Raw genomic sequence first — 20778 nt, 5'->3', positions numbered from 1 at the left:
CGCCCGTCGGCCTCGTGTCGGCGGGCGTTTTTTATTGAGCGACGGCGTGGGGGGCGGCTTCGATTTCCCAGCGGATGCGACGCGGATCCATCGGCTCGCCGCTGTCCAGATCGCAGACGACCGGGGTGATGGCCTCGCCGCTGGCGCGATCAACCAGGGTCAGGGGCGCCTCGTCCGCCTCGACCAGCCAGCGCTGGCTCCAGCCGTGCATGGCCAGGACGATGGGGTAGAGGGCCAGACCGGCTTCGGTCAGTCGGTATTCGAAGCGCACCGGTGCGGTCTGATAGGGCCGCTTTTCCAGAACGCCGTGCAGCACCAGGCGGTTCAGGCGGTCCGCCAGGATGTTGGTCGCCACGCCCAGGGCGGCGTGGATCTCATCGAAGCGACGCAGGCGGAAGTAGGCGGCCGACAGCACCGCCCAGCTCCAGTAGTCGCCCATGATCTCGGTCGAGCGGTCGATGATGGGGCGGTCGGTTTCGATCGGCGCCGACCGACGACGACGCGAGGTCGGCGGCGGGATGACGATCAGGCCCGGTCCCGGTTTCCAGTCGACCTTGTCGGCCTTGACCTCGACCCCATGCGCGCGGGTCAGGACGACGGGCGTCAGTCTTCGTCCGGTTTCCCGGTCAAAGAAGGCGATGGCGTAGCGTTCCTGAAGCGGCGACTGGGCCCAGACCTTCTCCCACTGGCCCTGCATGACGGCGACGCCGAACATGTCCAGGCCCATCTCGGTCAGGCGGTATTCCGTCCGGGCGCCCGTTTCGATCTGCGTCTGGGCCAGCAGACCGGCGGCCACCAGCTTTTGCAGGCGGTCGGTCAGCACGCTGCGCGGCGTGCCCAGACGATCGCGCCAAACGCCGAACCGGCGCACGCCATAAAAGGCCTCGCGCATGATCAACTGCGTCCAGGCGTCGCCGGTGATAGCGAAGGCGCGCGCCACGGGGTTGCCCATGATCAGGGAGCGGATGTCGGGTTCAGTCAAATCCGTACCCTGAAGGAGGTTGAAGGCAGGACGTCGCCAACCTCATGAGCGCATCCATGCTTGCGTCGGCAGACCTATCGGCTGACCGCAAGGCAGTCAAACCCTCCGGTGGCGACGGCGCATGGGTCGATGCGATCGATCTGGATTTGTAAAGACTTGGTCAATGAGTCTCGTTCATCGAAGGCCCGATTAAGGTGAAGGTTGCGGGTCATGCGCCCGCATGGGGGCAAGATGGCGTTCAGCGACTTCGCGCGCGGGCTTCGTGACGTTCTGCGGACTGCTGTCCGAAACTCTTGTGCGGGGCTGGCCGGTCTGGCCCTGACCTTCGCCGTGTTGTGCGGTCTGGCGTCGCCGGCTTCGGCGCAGAGCCAGGTGACGATCCCCGGCGACATCAATGGCGTCGGCTGGAACGAGATGGGCCACTATTCGAACAACGGCGTCATGTTCGCAGAGCAGCCCGGCATGGGCACCGGCTATGAGCTCGCCTATTTCACCTTTGCGATCCCGGCCAATCGCAACTTCACCTCGGTCACGCTCCGCTACAACTATCAGCAGCACTCGGGCGTTTCCCATCCGATCTACTTCGTCTCGTTGAACGGGCAGCCGCCGATCAGCGCCGCCGGCCAGGACGAGGTTCAGGCTGGAACCGTGCTCGCTTCCGCCTTCTCGGGCAGCGGCACGGAGACAACCCTGCCGGCGAGCTTCCTGTCCGCGATGAATAGCCTGTCTGCTGCCGGCGGGGGCGTGATGACGATCGGCGCCTGGGGGCCTGAGGGGATCGACTATTTCGGCCAGTTCAATTCCGTGAACCTGGAAGGCGTCGCGCCCCTGCCGCCGAGCATTACCTCCCTGTCGCCCAACGCAGGTCCGCTCAGCGGAGGCGCGGCGACCTTGCAGGGCGCGAATTTCGAATCACCGACCCTGACGGTGGGCGGTTTCAACGTCACCCCGACGTCGGTCACGGCGGCGACCATAGTCTTCAACCTGCCCGCGCATGGGCCGGGCACCGTGCCGGTCATGGTCTCCACCGCAGGCGGCGTGGCTGCCATCAACTATACCTATGTCGCGGCGCCGACAGTGACCTCGATCTCGCCTTCAGCGGGGCCGACCGGCGGGGGGCAGACGGTCGTCATCACCGGGACGGGCTTTTCCGCCGCCGCCGCCACGGGCGCGGTGAAGTTCGGCTCGGCGAACGCGACCTATACGATCAACAGCAACACCCAGATCACGGCGACCGCCCCGGCCAACGCGGCCGGGACCTATGACATCACCGTCACCACGCCAGGCGGGACCAGCGTCCCCACTGTGTCGGGCCAGTACACCTATATCACGGCGCCGACGGTGACCTCGATCTCGCCTTCAACAGGCCCGTCCGGCGGCGGTCAGACGGTCGTCATCACCGGAACGGGCTTTTCCGCCGCCGCCGGCACGGGCGCGGTGAAGTTCGGCGCGGCGAACGCGATCTATACGGTCAACAGCAACACCCAGATCACGGCGACCGCCCCGGCCAACGCGGCCGGAACCTATGACATCACCGTCACCACGCCAGGCGGGACCAGCGCCACCTCGGCGGCGGACCAATACACCTATGCCGCGACGCCGACGGTGACCGCGATCTCGCCTTCAGCAGGGCCGACCAGCGGCGGTCAGACAGTGGCCATCACCGGAACCAACTTCTCCGGCGCTACATCGGTGACGTTCGGCGGAACGGCGGCGACCGGTTATACGGTTGTAAACGGGACGTCGATCATGGCGACGGCGCCGGCTGGAACAGGGGTGGTGGACATCCGTGTCACGACGTCAGGCGGGACCAGCGCGATCTCGGCGGCGGATATGTACACCTATGTCGCGGCGCCGACGGTGACTTCGATCTCGCCTTCAGCGGGCCCGGTCAGCGGCGGCCAGGCGGTGTCCATCACCGGAACCAACTTGTCCGGCGCGACCTCGGTGTGGTTCGGCGGAACGGCGGTGACTGGCTATACGGTCTTGGGCGGGACGTCGATCATGGCGACGGCGCCGGTTGGAACAGGGGTTGTGGACATTCGCGTGACGACGGCGGGCGGAACCAGCGCCGTTTCCGTCGCGGGTGAGTACACCTACACCAGCGCCCCCATCGCGGGCGCGGTATCTTCGGCGGTGGCTTTCGGATCCGTCGACAACCCCGTCCCCCTGAACCTCTCTGGCGGACCTGCCTCCGGCGTGACGCTAACGGGAGGCCCAAGTCACGGAACGGCCGCGACGATCGGAACCAGCATGACTTACACGCCGGCCCCTGGCTACCACGGTACGGACAGCTTCACCTATACGGCCACGGGACCCGGCGGGACCTCGGCGCCGGCGACGGTGACGGTCACGGTGTCGTCGCCGTCGGCTCCGGTCGCGACATCGACTTCGGCCGCCGTAGGGTATGAGACGGCACAGACCATCGACCTGAGCGGTTCGATCACCGGGGTTCACACGAGCATCGCCGTGGTTTCGGGGCCGTCGCGCGGCGCGGTCAGCGTGGCGGGCGACGTGGTCACCTATACGCCCGCCGACGACTACTTCGGTCTGGACAGCTTCACCTATACGGCGACGGGTCCCGGCGGGACCTCGGCGACGGCGACGGTGACGATCACGGTGGCGACGCCGGGCGCGCCGACGGCGGCTACGGCTTCGGTCGCGGCGGCCTACAACAGCCCGACGCCGATCGACCTGAGCGGTTCGATCACCGGGGTCCACACGAGCATCGCCGTGGTTTCGGGGCCGTCGCACGGCGCGGTTAGCGTGGTGGGCGACGTGGTCACCTATACGCCCGCCGACGACTACTTCGGTCCGGACAGCTTCACCTATGCGGCGACGGGTCCCGGCGGGACCTCGGCGGCGGCGACGGTGACGATCACGGTGGCGACGCCGGGCGCGCCGACGGCGGCTACGGCTTCGGTCGCGGCGGCCTACAACAGCCCGACGCCGATCGATCTGAGCGGTTCGATCACCGGGGTCCACACGAGCATCGCCGTGGTTTCGGGGCCGTCGCACGGCGTGGTCAGCGTGGCGGGCGACGTGGTCACCTATACGCCCGCCGACGACTACTTCGGTCCGGACAGCTTCACCTATACGGCGACGGGTCCCGGCGGGACCTCGGCGACGGCGACGGTGACGATCACGGTGGCGACGCCGGGCGCGCCGACGGCGGCTACGGCTTCGGTCGCGGCGGCCTACAACAGCCCGACGCCGATCGACCTGAGCGGTTCGATCACCGGGGTCCACACGAGCATCGCTGTGGTTTCGGGGCCGTCGCACGGCGTGGTCAGCGTGGCGGGCGACGTGGTCACCTATACGCCCGCCGACGACTACTTCGGTCCGGACAGCTTCACCTATGCGGCGACGGGTCCCGGCGGGACCTCGGCGGCGGCGACGGTGACGATCACGGTGGCGACGCCGCCGGCTCCGGGCGCTGCGGCGGCTTCGGCGGCCGTAGGCTATGAGACGGCCCAGGCCATTGACCTGAGCGGATCGATCACCGGGGTTCACACGAGCATCGCCGTGGTTTCGGGGCCGTCGCACGGCGCGGTCAGCGTGGCGGGCGACGTGGTCACCTATACGCCCGCGGACGACTATTTCGGTCCGGACAGCTTCACCTATGCGGCGACGGGTCCTGGCGGGACCTCGGCGGCGGCGACGGTGACCCTGACCGTAGCGATGCCGGCGCGGCCGGTCGTTGAACAACCGGCCGGTCCGGTCGTCGTGCCGCCTTCTGCGGGCGGAGGGACGATTGCGGTCAATCTTGAGGCCATCAGTCAAGGCGAAGTCGATGGATACCGCATCACGGTCTCCAGCCGGTTCGGCGTGGCGGAGGTCGTCGACGGCGCTGCGGCGGCTTCGCTTCAGGCCGCGCGCACGGCCGCGCCCCGGACAGCGGGCAAGGCTGCGGCCGGGCCCTATCAGCTGATCTATACGCCCGCCGCGAACTTCATGGGGACGGACACGGTGACCGTGGTGGCCTATGGGCCGGGCGGGGATTCCACGCCCGTGACCTTCACCTTCCAGGTGGCGGGCAAGGCGCCGGATCTGTCAGGCCAGGCGACAGCCGGCGCTTCGGTGACCTTCACTCCGACCGCCGCCCTGGTCGGCGGACCGTTCCAGGCGTTGCGCATTACGCGGGCGCCGGACTTCGGCACGGCGACCGTCAACGGCCTGAGCCTTGTTTTCGCCCCCGGCGCGAACGGCGGCGCGACCTCGCTCGACTATGTCATCGACCTGCCGTTCGGAGCCTCGGCGCCCGGACGGATCGACCTGACGGCCAATGCCCTGCCGGTCGCTGAAGCTTTGACGGCGCAAACCCTTCAGGGCGTGCCGGTGACGGTGCGGATCAGTGATGCTCAGGGCGAGCCTTTCACCGGCGCCGCCGTCGTCTCGATCAGCCCGGCGACTGCGGGCGAGGCGACCGTGACCAAGGTCGGCGCCGACTATGACCTGACCTTCGTCTCGAACGGCGACTTCTCGGGCGAGGCAGTGGTGACCTACAGCCTGAGCAACGCTTTCGGGACGACGAGCAGCACCCTGACCGTGACGGTCGAGGCGCGTCCGGATCCGTCGCTGGATCCCGAGGTGAGGGGCGTGGCGACCAGTCAGGTCACCTCCGCCCGTCGTTTCGCCGACGCCCAGATCAACAACTTCCAGCAGCGTCTGCGCGATCTGCACGACGGGACCAATGGCTCGTCCAACGGTCTGAGTCTGAATCTCGGGCTGGGCGGCGCCGATGAGGACCGCGATCCGCAACAGGCCCTGCGCCGTCAACTGGGCCAGGATCGCAACCTGGATCCCGGCGCGCTCGGCGGCGACCGCGACCGCGAGATGCTGGGCCTGGACCTGTGGGCGGGACGGACGCAGGCCGCGCCAACGGTCGTCGCAAGCGATGACCGTCTGAACGCGGCGGCGGCTCAGCCGGCCACGAGCGGCGGCGCTTCGGTCGGCCTGTGGACCTCCGGTTCGGTCGACTGGGGCCGTCAGGATGCGACGGGTCAGCGCGACAGCCGCTTCACCACCCAGGGCGCGACCCTGGGCGTGGACGTCAAGGTTTCGGACCAGTTGATCGTGGGCGGCGGCGTCGGTTACGGCGAGGACAAGACCCGGATCGGCGACAACGGCTCGGTCACGAACGGCAAGGCCTTCACCGGCGCCGTCTACGCCAGCTGGCGTCCGGCCGAGGCCTTCTATGTCGATGGCGTGATCGGTTACGCGGACCTCGACTTCACGTCTCGTCGCTGGGTCGAAGGACTGGCGGGACAGGCTGACGGCTATGCCGATGGCGAGCGTTCCGGCGACGTGCGCTTCGCTTCGGCCGCCTTTGGCCGGCTCCTGCGCGGCGAGCGCGTGGTCAGCGACTTCTATGCTCGACTGGATGCGCGCGACATCACGCTGAACGGTTTCACCGAGACCGGCGGCGGCCTGTCGGCCCTGAACTGGGACGAGATCGAGCAGAAGAGCCTGTCGGCCAATCTGGGCGTCTCCTGGCGCTGGACGTTGGACAGCCGCCGCTACGGCCAGTTCCGGCCCAATGCGCGTATCGAGTGGTCGCACGAACTGGAGGACATCAGCGCTCAGGGCGTCCGCTACGCCGACTGGACGACCAGCCCGACCTATCTGGTCCCGCTGAACGCCTGGTCGCGCAACGTGCTCAACCTGGACCTGGGAAGCGAGTGGTCGCTGAGTGATCGCCTGATGCTCAGCCTCGGCTATCGCGGCGTCTTTGGCGACGCCAGCACCAGCCATGGCGGCCAGATCGGGATGAAGTACGGCTGGTGAGGTCGACGGGGTCGCGGCCACGCCGCGACCCCGGTCCGCGATCAGGGGGGCGCTGATTAATTCAGGCCCGGCTCATGCGCTTCCAGAGAGGCGAACCGCAAGGCGGCGGGCAGGGCGGCGTAGGGCGTCGAGCCATGGTCCTCGCCTTCCAGAACCTCGATCCTCTCGCCTGGACCGTTCGACAGGCGTCGAGCGTTGCTGACCATGCGCCGTTCGAGATGGGCGCGGGGCAGGCTGTCATTCTCCTCGTGGTCCCCGACCACGACCAGAAGATCATGTCGTCCCGCCGGTCCGCTCGGCTGGGCCGCAATTACCGAGGGCGCTGCCCAGATCGAGGGGCTGATGGCGACATAGCGGGCGAAAGGAGCGGCGGCGGCGCGAGCTTCAAGAGCGAAGAGGCCTGACATGGAATGCCCGAACAGGGTCAGGTTCGCCAGGTCCGCCCCTTCCGCCGCCATGGCCGGAAGGACGTCGTTCGCCAGACGATGCAGCAGCTGCGCTCCCAGAGCGCCGGCATGAGGTTGATCCGAAGCGTCAGAAAACCTGTAGGCTGAATGACGGTCGTCGGGATCATCAAGGGTGACGCCCACGATCATCAGGGGATCGATGCGTGTTTTCGCGGACCGCCGCGCCAGGCGTTGCGCCATCTCCGCAGCGGCGACGAAGTAGGCTTCGCCATCCAGAAGAACCATGGCCGGCCACCCCCGGACGGGGCGCTCGGAGGCCGGACGGTTCATCCATAGATTGAGGCCCGGCAGTTCGCCGGCGGCGGGCAGATGCAGCCTGCGGCATCCTCCGGTCAGCGGAGGAGGGGCGGGCGTGAAAGCAGGGCGGGCCATCGTCATGGCGACACCCTAGCCGATTGTGGGGTGAACGTGTATTGCGACGCATTCGCTAGATGGAGGCCTTCGGATTGACGGACGCTGTAAACGCGGCGCCGGACGCGGTGATCGCCTATTCCCGGAGCGTCAGAACAAGGTTGCTGACCCTCGGCCTTCTGGCTCTGCTGGCGGCGGCGGCCCTTCTTCTGGATGTCGTCACCGGACCGTCCTCGATCACTGCAACGGCTGTGTTGAAGGGCGTCTTCGATCCGTCGTCGCTCAGCACGGCGCAGCAGGCCATCGTCTGGCAGGTGCGTCTGCCCTACGCCCTGATGGCGGCGCTGGTCGGCGCAGCCCTGGCCTTGGCTGGGGCCGAGATGCAGACCGTGCTGAACAATCCTCTGGCCAGTCCCTTTACGCTGGGCGTGTCGTCGGCGGCCTCCTTCGGGGCCTCGCTGGCCATCGTGCTGGGCGTGGGGGCCAGCTTCATCGGGTCGGACTGGCTGGTGCCGCTGAACGCCTTTGTCTTCGCCTTCGGTTCGGTGCTGGCTCTGCAGGCCCTGGCGCGAATGAAGGGATCGGGCGTCGAGAACATCGTCCTGTTCGGCATCGCCCTGGTCTTCGCCTTCAACGCCCTGACGGCTCTGGTGCAGTTCCTGTCGTCGGCCGAGGCGCTGCAGCAGCTGGTGTTCTGGACCATGGGTTCGTTGTCGCGCGCCACCTGGGGCAATGTCGGGGCCCTGGCTCTGGTGGTCGCTCTGGTCACCCCGTTTTCGCTGCTGTCGTCACGCGGCCTGACAGCGCTGCGCCTGGGCGAGGATCGGGCCATGAGCTTCGGCGTGGATGTGAAACGCCTGCGCTTCCTGTCCCTGCTGCGGGTCAGCCTCTTGTCGGCGACCGCCGTGGCCTTTGTGGGCGCCATCGGCTTCATCGGACTGGTGGGGCCGCACATCGCTCGCCTGCTGGTGGGCGAGGATCATCGCTTCTTCCTGCCGGCCAGCATCCTGTCGGGCGCCGTCATCATGTCGCTGGCTTCGGCGGCGTCCAAGGCCATCGTGCCGGGCGTGCTGATGCCGGTCGGCATCGTCACCGCCGTGATCGGCGTGCCGGTCTTCCTGTTGCTGATCTTCCGCAACGGCGGCCGGGCATGACAGGTCTGCGGGTTCAGGACCTGAGCGCCGGTTACGGCGGGAAGCCCATTGTCGAAGGGCTGACCTTGCCATCGCTCAACGCGGGCGAAGTCGTATCGGTCGTCGGTCCCAACGGGGCGGGCAAGAGCACCTTTCTGCGGGCCTTGGCCGGGCTGATTCCAGCCAAGGGGTCGATCCGGCTGGACGAGGCCGAGCTTACCGGCCTGTCGCTGGCGGACCGGGCCAGGCGCGTCACCTACATGCCGCAAACCGTGCCGCAGGGTGTGGCCCTGACGGTGCTGGAGACCGTGGTGGCGGCCATTCGCGCCACGCCCCTGGGCGGCGCCGCCTTCACTGACGCCCAGGCGGTCGAACGCGCCTTCGAGGTCCTGCAGCGCATCGGCGCCGAGGCTCTGGCCGGTCAGCGGCTGGACCGGTTGTCGGGGGGGCAGAAGCAACTGGCGGGTCTGGCCCAGGCCTTGGCGCGCGAGCCGCGTCTGCTGTTGCTGGACGAACCGACCAGCGCGCTGGACCTTTATTATCAGCTGCGCGTGCTGGACCTGGCGCGTGAGGCGGCGGCCGAGCGAGGCATGACGGTGATGATCGTCCTGCACGACCTGCAGGCCGCGGCGCGCGTGTCGGACCGGATCGCGGTCATGGCGAAGGGGCGGCTGGCGGCCTTCGGCGCGCCGGATCAGGCGGTGACGCCGGACATTCTGGCCCAGGTCTATCGCGTCTCGGCGCGCGTCCAGCGCTGTGAACGCGGTGTGCTGCAGGTCCTGATCGACGACGTCCTGACGGCGGGTTGATCCGGCGGACACCCAACAAAAAAGGCCCGATCGACGGATCGACCGGGCCAGTTTGGGGAGGAAACGTGAAAATCAGGGACGGATCAGCGTCACCACGTCGCCGGTCGCATCGACCGGGACGGGCGTGCCGGCCGGCGCGTTGCGCGGCAGGCCGCGCGCCTTGTTGGTGACGTAGACGGCGTTGGTCGCGCGATCGATGGCGATGGTCTGGGGCAGGGTGCCGGTCGGCAGGTTCGCCTTCACCGCATAGGTGTCGGAATCCAGCACCGTCACCGTGCCTGCCTGACGGTTGGCGACATAGATCTGCTTGACCGCGCCGTTGTAGGCCACGCTCAGCGCGCCTTCGCCGGTGGCGACCTTGTGGATCAGGGCGCCGGTGTCGGCGTTGAGAACCGTCAGCTCGCCCGACTTCTGGTTGGCGACGAACAGGCGGCGCCCCTCGGAATCGACCGCCACGTTGATGGCGGATTCGCCGTGCGAAGCCCATTGGCCGACCGTCTCTCCGGTCGTCAGGTCGATGGCGGCGACTTCATTGCTGCCCATGCCGGTGACGTAGAGACGATTGGTCGAGCCGTCGAAGGCGGCGCCGGTCAGGCCCCCGACCGGGGCGGCGATGGTCCGTTCGACCTTGTGGGTCGCGCCGTCGATGACCCAGATCAGGTTGGGACGCGAGGTGTCGCCCGCTTCGCCGCCGACGACGGTGACATAGGCCTTGTTGCCTTGCTCATCGACGATGACTTCGCGCACGTGGGCGCTGTCGTCTTCCTCGTCGTGACGGATGGTGGCGACGACGGCGCCGGTCTTCAGGTCGATGGCCGAGACCGCGCCGGTGCGGGTGTCGGTGCCATAGAGGATCTGGGTGCGGCTGTTCAGGCCGAGGCCGTAGAGCGGACGATCGGACACATTGATCGGCGTTTCGGCGGCCAGGGTCTGTCCGTCCAGGCGCACGATCTGGGCCTGGTTGGCGCCGCGCGGCCCGACGGCGGCGACATAGATGTCGCTGTCCGCCGGATTGAAGACGATCTCATACAGACCGCCGGGGGCGACCTTGACGGTCTTCTCGATCGTCTGGGCGCTGGCGGCGGAGGCCGCCGAAAGGGCGATGAGGCTGGCGGCCAGAAGGGCGCTGTGGCGCAGGGCGTTCATTCGGTCTCTCCTTGGAAAGGGCGTCAGGCGGGGACCAGGTCGGTCCAGTAATCGCCGCGGTAGGGCACGGCGAGGAAGCGTTCGTTGATGGTGTTCAGCGTCGCGCGCGGGTCGAGGTCGGCGAACAGTTCCGGCTGGATCCACCTGGCCAGAACCTCGGTGGCGACAATGTCGATGGGGGAGTTGATCAGCTGGTGCGACAGCCCGTGCACCTTGCCCTCGCGCACCGCTTTCAGCGTCGACAGGCCGCGTCGATCCGCCACGCGGCGCAGCGAGGCGCGCGAGGTTCCGGCGTCGTACTTCGGGCCGACGACGAAGCCGCCGGTCTTCTCCAGATGCGGGCCTCCGGTGGCGATGTAGATGTCGGGATCGCGCTCGACCACGAACTCCAGGTTCAGCTTGCCGGACGGCTGCTTGAGCACCTCGGCGCCGATGTTGCGGGCGCCGACGAAGGTCAGATAGTCGCCGATGTTTCCGGCGCCGACCGAGTTGCAGCAGTCGGGACCGTTGCCGGCGTGGGCCTCCAGGAAGACGGTCGGCTTCTGCTCGTCCTTCAGACCCGCCACGCGGTCGGAGATGACCTTCAGCTTCGCGGCGCGGAAGGCGTTGTAGGCTTCGGCCTGTTCCTCGCGGCCGATCAGGCTGCCCAGCAGGGACAGGCTGCGCGACTGGTTCTCGAACGGGTGCTGGAAGAAGTCGATATAGGCCACGCGAACGTCGGCCTGCTCCAGCTGGGCCGCCTGGGCGTCGGTCGGGCCGGAATCCAGCGACACGAGCGCGACTTGCGGCTGGGCGCCCAGCACGGCCTCGACGTTGAAGGCGGAGGCAGAGCTCGGCGTCTTCGGCAAGGTCGCCAGCGCCGGAGATTTTTCCAGATAGGCGGCGTAGATCTCGGGACTGAGACGGTTCACGTCGCCCGCCCAGGCCGCCAGCAGGCTGACCGGATCGGGATGGATCAGCGAAAGAGCGATCAGGAAACGGCTGTCGTCGATCGACAGCTTGCCGATGGGGGGCGTGATCGCCAGGGGGCGATCGCGCAGATCCTTGAGCAGGGAGGATGGGCCCGCGTCGTCACGGCGCGTGCAGGCCCCGGCGCCGGCCAGAAGGGCGGCGGCACCCAGCAGAAGGGCGCGACGGCCCGGTTTGAATTCCGTCATCCGGCCCATCCTCAGAAATCCCAGCTGACGCCCATCCAGTGGCGACGGCCGTCGCCCTGGACATCGTAGGTCGCCACGTCCAGCACCTTGTCGGTCAGGTTGTAGACGCCGAACTTCAGCGTCACGTCGTCTCGCACACGCCAGTTCGCGCCGACGTCCAGCAGGGCGTAGTCGGGGTAGCGGCGACCGACCTGGCGCGCCCCGTCCATGATCGGTTCGCCGTTGATGCCGACGCGCAGGCCCGCGTTGATTTCCTCGCCGTGATAGGAGCCCGCGGCCCACAGGTTCAGGCGCTCCGTCGCGGCGTAGTCAGCGCGCAGACTGGCCATGTGTTCGGGCGTGCGCGACAGGGGCAGGCCGTCGTAGAGCCCGCCCTTCTGGGACGAGTCCGTGTAGGTGTAGCCCGCCTTGAACGCGAGCTGGTCCGTCGCCTGCCAGCGCCCGCCCAGCTCCACGCCCTGAATGCGGGCGTCGTTGATATTGTACCAGTAGTAGAGCTGATACAGCGGGTCCTCGTCCCAGCGCAGCACCTCGCTCGGCACGTCGCAGACGCCGTTGTTGTTGGCGTCAGGCCCGCAGACCCGGTCGTCGGCGATCTTGTCCTTGAAGTCGGTCCGGAAGACGGTGGCGTTCAGCGACAGCGTCGGGATCGGCCGCCACAGGGCGCTGACCTCATAGTTGACGCTGCTCTCGGGCTTCAGGTCCGGATCGCCGATGATGACGCCGCACAGACCCGCGCCATAGTTGCAGTTGGCGCCGCCGGTCTCATAGGCGTAGCCGTCCGCCACGGCGCGGATTTCCGGGGCGCGGAAGCCGGTCGAGACGCCGCCCTTGATGGTCAGGGTCTCGCTGGGGCTCCATACGGCGTAGGCGCGCGGGCTCCAGTGGTCGCCATAGCGCTTGTGGTCATCCACCCGCAGGCCCAATGTCAGGGCCAGTTGCGGCGTCAGCGTCCACTCGTCCTCGACGAACAGGGCGCGTTGCCAGACGTCGAAGGTCTTGGCGACATTGTCACGAGCGCCGGGGTTGATGTCCTTCAGGCTGTTCTCGATCCACTGACCGCCGAAGACCAGGTTGTGATCGCCCAGCGGCGAGCCCGTCAGCGGCAGGTTGAACAGGGCGTCGAGGACGGTGTTGGTCAGTTCCGGCGCGCGCGGGTTGCGGACCATGACGCCGGTGGCGTCGGCGGTGAAAATCTCGCGAGAAGACTCTTCGCGCATCAGCGACAGGGCGCTGGTTCCCCAGGACCAGTCGCCGTTCCATGACAGGGAGGCGCTGTCGCGGCTATGTTCGTTGCGCGTGCTGCGCCCGGTGGCGGCCACCGTCTTGCCCGCCGTGCTGAAGCGGTCGATGCGCGTGGTGTCGGCCTGCAGCAGAATTTCGTGGTCGGGCGTAGGGGTCCAGGCCAGGCGACCGGTCAGGCTGTATTCCTCGGAGCCCATGGCGCCGGTGCTGCTGGGAGCGTTGAAGATGTCGTCTTCGGCCCGGTCATAGGCCCGGCCCCAGATCTGGGCCCCCAGCTTGCCCTCGACGACGGGGCCAGCCAGATAGAATTGTCCTTGCGCCCAGTCGCCGCTGTCGCCGCTTTCCTGGGCGACGTAGTCGGCCGCGATCGACCCGCCCCAGCGGTCTGGCACCTTCCTGGTGATGATGTTGATAACGCCGCCAATGGCGTCCGAGCCATAGAGCGACGACATTGGCCCGCGCACCACTTCAATGCGCTCGATGGCCGAGACGGGCGGGGTGAAGCTCTGCTCCAGACCGCCGTTGCCGTTGACACGGGCGTCCCGGGTCGACTGGCGCCGACCGTCCACCAGCGTCAGGGTGTAGGCGCCCGGCAGGCCGCGAATGAAGATGTCCTGGAAATTCGAACCGCCGCTGACCGAGACGCCCTCGACATCGCGCACGGCATCGAACAGGTCCGCGTAGGCGCGACTTTCCAGTTGTTCGGCCGTGATGAGGGTGATCGTCGCCGGGGCCTGCTCGATCTTCTGCGCGCGTGTCGAGGCGGTGACGACGACATCATCCACGGTGGTGACGCTCTGCGCGAAGGCGGCGGTCGTCGTGAACAGGCCGGCGGAGGTGAGCAGAGCCAGGCGGGCGACGCGAGTCATGAGGACGAATTCCGGAGCCGAATGCGAGACGGCTACCGAGTACTGATAGTCATTTTCATTTGCAACCATCCGGTTCGCGACGCTTGGTCGCGATGATGACGCGGGCGTAGGCGCTCAGGCGCGCGGAAACGGCCGAAGGAAGAAAAGGCGTGGCGTGATCCCGACCCAGGTCGACCTGGGCACCGACGTCGGAGACAAGCTCCAGACACGCTCGGCCGAGGAAATCCGGCACATGGTGGCGGCGCTACGTCGCTTCACGGCTGGTGACGGCGAGCCCGTCACCCGGATGGCTGAGGCGCGCCTTTCGACGGAGTCCTTCTCGGAATCGGTTTCGGACGCCGTTGTGCGCGTCCGCACCGTGGACACCCAGTATCAGGCCGGGGCGGTCGTCTACGAACTGATCGACCTGATGCAGGCGACCATCTCCTGCGTGAACCTCGGCATCTTCATCCGCGGCGGCCTGACCATCGGTCCGGTTCACCTTGGCATGAACGGAGAGGGGCCGATTTTCCGCAACGCCATGGTTCGCGCCTATGAGATTGAGTCCAAGGAGGCCGTCTATCCGCGCATCATGATCGACGAAGAGGCGATAACCACCTATCTGGACGACGCATCGATCTGGCAGGACGGAGCGGTGAGCCGGTCTGAGGCGCAATTCGTACGCCAATTCATCCGCATGTCCGACGACGGCTCTTATTTCCTCGACTATCTGCGCGCTGCGGATGCCAGTGAGTTCGACGAGTTGGAAGCCGGTCGGTTCGCTTTCCTCGAGAGCCATCGGCGGCTGATTTCGAGCCATCTCGCCACAACGGACCGAAAGGCGCGGCGCAAACTGATCTGGCTTGCGACCTACCACAACACTTTCATCGCCGAGCTCCGGGGACACTACGATCAGCAAGATCCCGAGGGTGTTTTCCACGCCGCCTTCGGAGCGACGCCGACTGACCTGTTCGACGGCTTGATGATCGATGATACTTGGACCTTGCCGCTCGCGCGATCGCCAAAAAATTCGCCGAAAGACGGGTTTCCGATCGCAGGCTAATGTCTGCTGATGGCGCTCAGTGGAAATCCCGCGATCCCGGCAGGATGCGGACGTCGCGGGGGTGCCGGTGCGGCGGGTGGCGTGGCGGTTGCGGGTGGGCGATGATGTCGGCGCGGGCCAACTGCACATTGGTCTCATGGTCTTCTGACAGGCGGGACAGTTCGGCGCTGCGGTCGATGACGTGGCGGGCGACGACGTGGACGACGCCTTCGGGACTCTTCTCGACCAGGCCTTCGATCTGCATCAGGCGGGCGCCCATGATCTCGCGTCGGTACTGATCGAGCATCCGCGCCCAGAGGACCACGTTGGTGATGCCGGTCTCGTCCTCCAGGGTGACGAAGACGGCGTTGCCCTTGCCGGGGCGCTGACGGACTAGGACCACGCCGGCGACCTGCACCAGGGAGCCGCCGCGTTTGGCTTCGGTTTCGGCGCAGGTCAGCACCCGCTCGGCGGCGAAGACGGGGCGCAGGATGGCCATGGGGTGGGCTTTCAGCGACAGGCGCGCGGTCTGGTAGTCGGCGGCGACATGTTCGCCCAGCGGCATCAGGGGCAGATGGGCGTCGGGCTCCGCGCCCAGTTCGCGGGCGCCGCGCTCGCGCGCCTCGGCGGCGGCGAACAGGGGCAGGGGATCGTCGTCGGGCAACCGGCGCACCGCCCACAGGGCCTGGCGACGGTCCTGGCCCAGGGAACGGAAGGCGTCGGCGTCGGCCAGCTTGCGCATGGCGGCGGCGGGCAGTTCGGCGCGGCGGGCCAGGGTTTCGACATCGGCGAAGGGCGCTGCGGCCCGCGCCGCCGACAGGGCCTTGGCCCAATCCTCCTTGAAGCCGTCGATCTGGCGCAGGCCCAGACGCAGGATGGGCGCCTTCTCAGGCCCCTCCAGACTGTTGTCCCAGTCGCTGTGCGAGACGTCGATGGCGCGCACCTCGACCCCGCCGACCTCCTGCGCTTCGCGCACGATCTGGGCGGGGGCGTAGAAGCCCATGGGTTGGCTGTTCAGCAGGGCGCAGGCGAAGGCCGCCGGGTGGCGGTGCTTGATCCAGGAAGAGACATAGACCAGTCGGGCGAAACTGGCGGCGTGGCTTTCGGGAAAGCCGTAGGAGCCGAAACCCTTGATCTGCTCGAAGCAGCGCCGTGCGAAGTCAGGATCATAGCCGCGCGCGATCATCCGCCCGACCATGCGGTCTTCGTAGGTGTGCAGGGTCCCGTCGCCCCGGAACGTGCCCATGGCCTTGCGCAGGCCGTTGGCTTCGGCGTCCGTGAACCGGGCGGCGACCATGGCGACCTTCATGGCCTGTTCCTGGAATAGGGGAACACCCAGGGTTCGGTGCAGCACCTGCTTCAACTCGTCAGGCGGACCATAGAGGCGGCCGGGCGGGGGATAGTGAACCTTCTCCACGCCGTTGCGACGGCGCAGGTAGGGATGGACCATGTCGCCCTGGATCGGGCCGGGGCGGACGATGGCGACCTGGATCACCAGATCGTAGAACTCACGTGGTTTCAGACGCGGCAGCATGTTGATCTGGGCGCGGCTCTCGACCTGGAAGACGCCGATGGACTGCCCCCGGCACAACATGTCGTAGACCTCCGCCTCCTCCGGCGGGACGGAAGCGAGGTCGTGCTCGACGCCCGAATGGGCCTTCATCAGGTCGAAGGCCTTACGGATGCAGGTCAGCATTCCCAGGGCCAGGACATCGACCTTCATCAGGCCCAGGGCGTCGATGTCGTCCTTGTCCCATTCGATGAAGGTGCGGTCCGGCATGGCGGCGTTGCCGATGGGGACGGTCTCGTCCAATCGCCCCTGGGTCAGGACGAAGCCGCCGACGTGCTGGGACAGGTGGCGCGGAAAGTCGAGCAGGCGCGTCGCCATGCGCACGGCGCGATCGACCATGGGATTGGCGGCGTCCAGACCGGCCTGCTCGATCTGGCGGCCGCTGATCTCCGATCCCCAACTGCCCCACTGGGTCGAGGCCAGGCGCGCGGTGACGTCCTCGGTCAGGCCCAGGACCTTGCCGACTTCGCGGATGGCGCTGCGGGGACGATAGCGGATGACGGTGGCGGCGATGCCGGCGCGATGACGGCCATAGCGGTCATAGACATACTGGATGATCTCCTCGCGCCGCTCATGCTCGAAATCGACGTCGATGTCGGGCGGCTCGTCGCGGTTAGAGGACAGGAAGCGCTCGAACAACAGGTCGTGGCGGGCCGGATCGACGCTGGTGATCCCCAGGACGTAGCAGACCGCTGAATTGGCGGCCGATCCGCGCCCCTGGCACAGGATGCCCTTGTTCTCGGCCGTGCGGACGATGTCGTGGATGGTCAGGAAGTAGGGGGCCAGGCTGCGCTCGGCGATGAACTCCAACTCTCGATTGAGCAGAGTTGCAACCTTAGGTGGTGCGCCGTCGGGATAGCGGACCAGGGTGCGGCGTCGGACCAGCTCTTCCAGCCAGCTCTGGGGTTCCCACTCCGGCGGTACGGGCTCCTCAGGATATTCATACTTCAAGTTGCTCAGATCGAAGGTCGCGCGCGACAGGAAGGCGGTCGTCTCGGCCACCGCCTCGGGCGCGTCTTTGAACAGACGGGCCATTTCATCCTCGGGCTTCAGCCAGCGCTCGGCGTTGGCCTCCAGCCGACGGCCGGTGGTCTCGATGGTCGCGCCTTCGCGGATGCAGGTCAGGACGTCCTGCAGGTCGCGGTCATCGGGAGTGGCGTAGAGGATGTCGTTGAGCGCCAGCAGGCGAACGTCCACCCGCTCCGCCATGGCCTTGAGACGGGCTAGTCGACGCCGGTCGTCGCCGCGCCTGTGCAGGGCGGCGCCCAGCCAGACTGCGCCCGGAGCGGCTTCGGTCATGCGGAGCAGCACCTCTTCCAGCCCCGTCAGCCGATTGGGCGGGACGAGGATCAGCATCAGCTCCTCAGGATCGGCCAGCAGGTCGCGCAGGCCGATCTCGCATTCGCCCTTCCTGGCCCGGCGATTGCCTAGGGTCAGCAGACGCGTCAGCCGACCCCAACCCGCCCGCGTCTCTGGATAGGCGATGACGTCCGGCGTCCCGTCGTTGAAGACCAACCGCGTCCCGGTCAGCAGGCGGAAGTCCGCCGCACGGCGCTTCACCTCTTCGGACAGGGCCGGATCGTTCAGCGGGTCCTCGATGAAGGCGATCTCGCCGGGACTGCCGCCGTCGCGCATCCTGTCCGGCGGGGCCAGGCCCTCGACGCGAATCTCCTTCAGCGCGCTCCAGGCCCGCACCACGCCCGCGACGGTGTTGCGATCGGCCAGCCCCAGTCCGGCGTGGCCGCGCTGGATCGCCGTCAACACCAGGTCCTTGGGATGCGAGGCCCCGCGCAGGAAGGAGAAGTTGCTGGCCGTCGCCAGTTCGGCGTAGGCGCCGCAAGGGTCGAGCCTCCTCATGCGAACAGGCCGTGGATGAACCAGCGCGGCTCGGGCGTCTCGCCATAGAGACCCTGGCGGAACAGCCAGAAGCGGCGGCCGTCCCGGTCCTCGACCCGATAATAGTCGCGGGTGCGCTGGTTCGGCGCGCGCCACCACTCGCCGCTGATCCGCTCGGGCCCTTCGGCGCGGGTCACCTCGTGCAGGACGCGGCGCCAGCGGAACTTCAGGGGATAGCCGTCGGGAACCTCGGCCAGGGTTTCGACCGGCTGGGGCGGGTCGAACATCTGCAGCGGCCGCAAGGGCGGATCGTCGGGATCGAGGTCGGGCCAGGTCTCGTCGCCATGACGGACGGCGGCCGGGACCAGTCGCGCCGCGCGTTCGGGAATGTGCGAGGCGAAGGGCTCGAAACGCAGCACGGCCTCGGGGCCCAGGCGCGCGGTTAGCCGATCCACCAGACGGCTGAAGGCCTCTTCGCCGGGCGTCTCACGCTCCAGGCCTTGCTGTGCCGGCGCCAGAACCTGGGTCCAGGGCACGGACATCCGCATCTGGTCGAAGCCGAAGCCGGGATCCAACGGGGCGGCCAGGGCCGCCATCCGCTCGCTGAACAGCCGCAGGGTCGCGGGGGTGTCGCGGGTCGGGCGGCCGGTGCGGACGACGATCCGGCGCGTCTCGCCGTCCACGCGATAGAAGCCGGCCTCGAAGGCGCGGCCGCCGAGGCCCGTCTGATCCAGCCGGTCCATGGTCTCGACCAGCAGGTCGGACAGGACCCGCTCCACGTCCTCGGGCGCCGAGATCGGCTCGAAGAAGATGCGGTCGACGACCACGGGCGCGGGCGGACGATGCGGGGTGATGCGCATGTCCTCGTCGCCCAGAACCCGCGCCAGCCGGGTCGGGAAGTCAGCGCCGAAGCGGGCGGCCAGGGGCGCGTGAGGCCGATCGTCCAGGTCGCCCAGCCGCTTCAGGCCCAGACGGCGCAAGGCCTCATCCTCCTTGTCCGAAAGCTCCAGGGCGGCGACCGGCAGGCGGCGCGCGGCGGCGCGGTCCTGGCCGGGCTCGAACCGGCCGCCGGGGCCAAAGCGGGCCAGGGCGCGAGCGACCTGTGGCGTGGCGGCCAAGGCGCACCGGATTTTGAGTCCGGCGCGTTCGGCCCGCGCCTGGACCGTCCGCATCAGGCCCGTCTCTCCGCCGAACAGGTGGGCGCAGCCGGTCACGTCCAATATCAGGCCATGCGGAGGGTCCAGCGCGATCATGGGGGTGAAGCGCCCGAAATCCTCCAGCACCCGCCCCAGCAGGGCGTCGTCGAGGTCGGGTCGATGGGCGACGACGCGCAGGGCGGGGGTCCGCGCCCGCGCGTCGGCCAGGGCCAGGCCAGGGGTCAGTCCCGCTCGCGCCGCCGCCGGATCGACGGCAGCCAGCCGCAACGCGCCCTTGATCTTCTCGGCCAGGACGACCGGCGGCGCATCCTCAGGCGGCGCGTCGGCCCGCTGTTCCTGACGCCGCAGCCGGTCGCTGGGCAGCCAGGGGAACCAGACCGCCAGATAGCGGCGCGGGCGGGCGGAAGGTTCGCTGCTCACGATCCCACTCCATGATCCAGGTCCCGGTCGCCCCGCCGCCGCGCCGCCGCAGCAGGGTCGCGGAAAAAGACGGCCGCCCCGGCGCTCCGCCTTCCAGGGGTTCCGAAGCGCAGGACGCCACCGACCAGCGGGTCTCGGCTGCGCTGGGGCAGGGCAGGGCGCCCGCCCGCGCCAGGAACAGGGTCGCGCCGTCCGTCTCGGCCGCCAGAACCAGTCGGCGGCTGGCCGTCAGGCTGAAGGCCTTGGCCTCGCCCCAGGCGCTCAACAGCACGGCGCCCACGGCGGGACTGCGCAGGGCTTCTTCGCCAGCGGCCAGCAATGTCTGCACGTCGCGCGCCCGCACCAGCAGCAGGTCGCGCGGAGATAACCCCATCTCATGCAGGCCCGGACCGTGCGGCCGTCCCGCCTCCTGGGCCATCATCTCATGCAGACCCCAGACGATGGGCCGCCCCGCCGCCGCCCGCAGCGCCATGCCCAGCCCGAAGGCGTTGACCGTTACGGCGTCGGCAGGGGCGGCGGCGTAGAGATCATGCAGAACGCCCGTGGCCAACGGCGCAAAGGCGTCGTCGCTTCCTGCGCGGACGCCCGCGCCGACGCGACGACCGCCGGCCCGATCCAGGGCCTCCAGGCGAGTCTTCAGCGCCGCTAGAGCGTCAGGCTGAGAATAAATGTTCTGCATATGTTCTTATATGCGCCCTGACCCTGGGAGGGAGTCAAGCGAGACGGCAGACGATGATCCACTTTCGATTTCAGACGGCCTTTCGGACGATCTGATCGGGTGATGATGCGGAACCTCAGGTTCCGGACACGCTGCCGTTTAAACGGCCT

Annotated in this window: 12 protein-coding genes; 4 read left to right on the top strand and 8 right to left on the bottom strand. The window is 68.1% G+C overall.

Annotated elements, in window-relative coordinates; translation table 11 throughout:
* Positions 1-31 precede the first annotated feature (31 nt).
* Entirely contained in the window at positions 32-982 is a 951-nt protein-coding gene (locus tag ACZ5XO_RS14050; RefSeq protein WP_464163020.1) for a winged helix-turn-helix transcriptional regulator, read from the bottom strand.
* A 210-nt stretch (positions 983-1192) separates the two neighbouring features.
* On the opposite strand from ACZ5XO_RS14050, the gene ACZ5XO_RS14045 reads away from it, so the two are divergent.
* Positions 1193-6769 (top strand): IPT/TIG domain-containing protein, encoded by a 5577-nt coding sequence (locus tag ACZ5XO_RS14045; RefSeq protein ID WP_464163019.1) that lies wholly within the window; start codon positions 1193-1195, stop codon positions 6767-6769.
* Between the two features lie 56 nt (positions 6770-6825).
* On the opposite strand, the gene ACZ5XO_RS14040 is transcribed toward ACZ5XO_RS14045, so the two are convergent.
* The gene (locus tag ACZ5XO_RS14040; RefSeq protein ID WP_464163018.1) at positions 6826-7614 is read right to left on the bottom strand and encodes an alpha/beta hydrolase-fold protein; all 789 of its coding nucleotides are present in this window, start codon (positions 7612-7614) and stop codon (positions 6826-6828) included.
* Positions 7615-7682: 68 nt separating this feature from the next.
* On the opposite strand from ACZ5XO_RS14040, the gene ACZ5XO_RS14035 reads away from it, so the two are divergent.
* Together ACZ5XO_RS14035 and ACZ5XO_RS14030 are read left to right on the top strand one after the other, a co-directional pair.
* Positions 7683-8741, top strand: coding sequence for a FecCD family ABC transporter permease (locus ACZ5XO_RS14035; RefSeq protein WP_464163017.1), 1059 nt, complete (start codon positions 7683-7685; stop codon positions 8739-8741).
* Positions 8738-9529, top strand: coding sequence for an ABC transporter ATP-binding protein (locus tag ACZ5XO_RS14030; protein WP_464163016.1), 792 nt, complete (start codon positions 8738-8740; stop codon positions 9527-9529). Before ACZ5XO_RS14035 ends, ACZ5XO_RS14030 begins: the two co-directional genes overlap by 4 nt.
* Positions 9530-9601: 72 nt before the next feature.
* On the opposite strand, the gene ACZ5XO_RS14025 is transcribed toward ACZ5XO_RS14030, so the two are convergent.
* The 3 genes from ACZ5XO_RS14025 to ACZ5XO_RS14015 are packed head-to-tail and all read right to left on the bottom strand — an operon-like array spanning position 9602 to position 13946.
* On the bottom strand, positions 9602-10675 hold the full coding sequence (locus ACZ5XO_RS14025) for a YncE family protein (protein WP_464163015.1): 1074 nt from the start codon (positions 10673-10675) through the stop codon (positions 9602-9604).
* 23 nt (positions 10676-10698) lie between these two features.
* Entirely contained in the window at positions 10699-11832 is a 1134-nt protein-coding gene (locus ACZ5XO_RS14020; RefSeq protein ID WP_464163014.1) for an ABC transporter substrate-binding protein, read from the bottom strand.
* An 11-nt stretch (positions 11833-11843) separates the two neighbouring features.
* Positions 11844-13946 carry a TonB-dependent receptor domain-containing protein gene (locus ACZ5XO_RS14015; protein ID WP_464163013.1) on the bottom strand — a complete coding sequence of 701 codons (2103 nt, stop codon included), beginning with the start codon at positions 13944-13946 and terminating at the stop codon, positions 11844-11846.
* Positions 13947-14100: 154 nt separating this feature from the next.
* Here ACZ5XO_RS14015 and ACZ5XO_RS14010 point away from each other — a divergent pair, with 154 nt between their 5' ends.
* Complete coding sequence (locus ACZ5XO_RS14010) at positions 14101-14988, top strand: hypothetical protein (RefSeq protein WP_464163012.1); 888 nt, start codon at positions 14101-14103, stop codon at positions 14986-14988.
* 16 nt (positions 14989-15004) lie between these two features.
* Here the strand turns inward: ACZ5XO_RS14010 and ACZ5XO_RS14005 are convergent, their stop codons facing one another.
* Genes ACZ5XO_RS14005 through ACZ5XO_RS13995 form a run of 3 tightly spaced genes read right to left on the bottom strand, consistent with a single transcriptional unit; the run spans position 15005 to position 20629 of the window.
* Entirely contained in the window at positions 15005-18394 is a 3390-nt protein-coding gene (locus ACZ5XO_RS14005; protein WP_464163011.1) for an error-prone DNA polymerase, read from the bottom strand.
* Positions 18391-19950, bottom strand: a complete 1560-nt coding sequence (locus tag ACZ5XO_RS14000; RefSeq protein WP_464163010.1) for a Y-family DNA polymerase — start codon at positions 19948-19950, stop codon at positions 18391-18393. The genes ACZ5XO_RS14005 and ACZ5XO_RS14000 overlap by 4 nt, the downstream gene beginning before the upstream one ends.
* Positions 19841-20629, bottom strand: a complete 789-nt coding sequence (locus tag ACZ5XO_RS13995) for an ImuA family protein (protein ID WP_464163009.1) — start codon at positions 20627-20629, stop codon at positions 19841-19843. Before ACZ5XO_RS13995 ends, ACZ5XO_RS14000 begins: the two co-directional genes overlap by 110 nt.
* Positions 20630-20778: the final 149 nt, after the last annotated feature.

Source organism: Brevundimonas sp. T2-11 (assembly GCF_055397675.1).
The sequence above is the reverse complement of the archived record's forward strand: the minus strand, read 5'-3'. Positions and strand labels throughout refer to the sequence as shown.